The sequence below is a fragment of the Acetobacter lambici genome (genome assembly GCF_011516885.1).
GTDB lineage: Bacteria > Pseudomonadota > Alphaproteobacteria > Acetobacterales > Acetobacteraceae > Acetobacter > Acetobacter lambici.
This window is the reverse complement of sequence record NZ_WOTD01000112.1, coordinates 1-2199: the sequence shown is the minus strand read 5'-3', so window position 1 is coordinate 2199 and position 2199 is coordinate 1. Positions and strand designations below refer to the sequence as shown.

Here is a 2199-nt window from a genome sequence, read left to right as displayed (position 1 = left end):
CCCGCCGCCAGAAGCAGAATATCGTCAATATTCCAGATCGGGCTCCTGTGGGATGACTGAATTCTACAAAATGACCCGAAATTGCCTCAAGTGTGAGAAATCCGCGTCGAGCGAAGTGCCCGCCTCTTCCAGGTAGTGGAAGCGGATATGGGTCGTGAGAAAGTTCACATATTCGGGGGGCACCACGCGCGCGAGCGGGAAGGATTCCAGCTCGCGGAGTGATTGGAGCACGGTCTTGTCTGGCGAGCAGACCAGCGCGTTATGGCAGTATTTTCCGTCCTTGGGCCATTTGTTGGCGAGAATGAACTCGTAGAAGATGCAGGTCGCCATGAGGATGGTCTTGCCGGTCCCCATGGTGAGCGCGAAGATGTAGTTCGGATATGTGCGCCGATTGCGCTTCATCATATCGAATACGACCTGGTACTGCTCGCGCGTCACCGCCTCGAACAGGGTTCCCTGGCCTTGCGAGTTGGCAACGCCACCTTCGGTCCGGTCGGCGAACTTGCCCGCGCGGTCGAACCAGTCCTTGAAAATCTGCTCGACGCGCGCGTTGCCCAGAAACTCCTTGAGGAAGACATACATTTCCAGGGCTTCGAACTGCGGGGTACGCAGGAATGTCTTGGGGTTGTGGTCGGGGTCGTTGAAGTCGAGAAACTTCTTGGTCAGATCGCGATACTCGCGCCGGATCGTACCCCGGTTGTTCCGGTAGAACCTCCGTAGGAAGTTGAAGAAGGCAAACTCCCCGAGAACGGCTTCCTGCTGCTTGGCCTTGGTCGCTTTAGCCATCGATCTCGCCTTCCCAGCTTTCAGAAAGGAGGTCGGTGATCTTCACGCGGACCGTGCCAGCGTCTGCCGGGACCTTGTAGCGGCCGATGACAAAATCGTCCTTGCCGGGAACATCGACGACGGTCGGCTGAAGGACAGCGCCGTCGTAGTTCCAATCGACCATCACGCTGTCCACCAGCTCGCGCCATTCGCCCACCTGTTCCTGCTGCAAGGAGAGCTTTTGCAGGAGGTTCATGGGGTAGAAGTTCTCGATCACGAGCTCGCCATCGCGGATTGCGATCTTGGCTTCGGAATCCCGCTTGAATTCAAGCTGCGACTTGTCGCGCAGGATATCCACGACCTCGACATCGATCCTGAATGGCTTGGCCTGGAGTTCGAGTTCTGCCTTCAAATCCGGCTCATGCCCCATGCAGACGAGCAGGATTTTTTCTACCGGCTGGTGGGGTTTCTCATCTTGGCGACGCTGGAAGAGCTTTTGATCGAAGCCAGATACGAGTTCAGCAAGATCAGCCTTCGTTGCAATCCGATTGATGGGCATGATCTTGACCATTCGGCCATCTTTTTCGCCATCGAATACCGCATGCTGTGCGATAGGGTTTACTTCCAAGGCCTCACGGAGAAGCTCTTTTGCCTCCACCGGATTTCGGAATATATCATAATGGTTTACATTAAATATTTCGAAGCCGAGCTTGGGCTCACCTGGCTCTTGCACCGCAGACTTCAATTCATCCAAGCGTTTCGTAGTCGTCTGGATTGCGCCGAGATTGATGTCAGCGCCGATGAAACGCCTACCCAGCTTGGCGGCGACAGCAGCGGTCGTTCCCGACCCGACAAAGCAATCGAGAATCAAGCCGCCGCGATCACTGCCAATCTCAATTACCCTTTTGATTATAGATTCAGGCTTTTGAGTTGGATAACCCGTCTTTTCTGATGAAGGCAATTGCTTGGCATCAAGCCAAATAGTGCCAATTCTCGCTCCAAGAGAATCTTCAAGATATTTCTTATACGCCCAAACGCCACCGTCACTTTTTTGAATTAATCCGTCGTCGAACATCGCATCAAGCGTAGCTGGCCCAAAGCGCCAATGAGCGCCGGTGGGAGGAGGGCTCCCTTTCCACGGTTTTCCTGTGGGGCCATTCCTCTCCCCAGGGGCATGAATAGGAAGCCAGCGGTAGCGACGACCATCGCCCTCCACATGGCGATAGGCAGAATCTACATATTCTTCCCGAAGTTCCTCAAACACCTCGTTGAATGCATACTCAGAATTTTTGGAGTAAATAAAAATATTGTCATGCACATTGCTTACGGCGTGTCGTCAGTTAAGCAGGATAATGATTGAAGCGAACTGCACGGCTGCGAGGAAGGTGGATTTCAGCTTGTCGTAACGGGTTGCGATAGCGCGAAACTGCTTGA

2 protein-coding genes and 1 pseudogene are annotated in these 2199 nt (G+C 53.9%); all 3 read right to left on the bottom strand.

The window, feature by feature from the left end:
• Positions 1-63: 63 nt before the first annotated feature.
• Positions 64-786, bottom strand: a complete 723-nt coding sequence (locus GOB86_RS15265) for a hypothetical protein (protein ID WP_198912058.1) — start codon at positions 784-786, stop codon at positions 64-66.
• Positions 779-2083, bottom strand: a complete 1305-nt coding sequence (locus GOB86_RS15260) for a DNA methyltransferase (protein ID WP_165993507.1) — start codon at positions 2081-2083, stop codon at positions 779-781. The genes GOB86_RS15265 and GOB86_RS15260 overlap by 8 nt, the downstream gene beginning before the upstream one ends.
• A gap of 18 nt (positions 2084-2101) precedes the next feature.
• Positions 2102-2199 (bottom strand): annotated as a pseudogene (locus tag GOB86_RS15255) (IS5/IS1182 family transposase); the annotation flags it as partial.

Bases quoted from the DNA above. Each gene is read 5' to 3' on its own strand.
- GOB86_RS15265 (WP_198912058.1), bottom strand. From the start codon at position 786: ATGGCTAAAGCGACCAAGGCCAAGCAGCAGGAAGCCGTTCTCGGGGAG.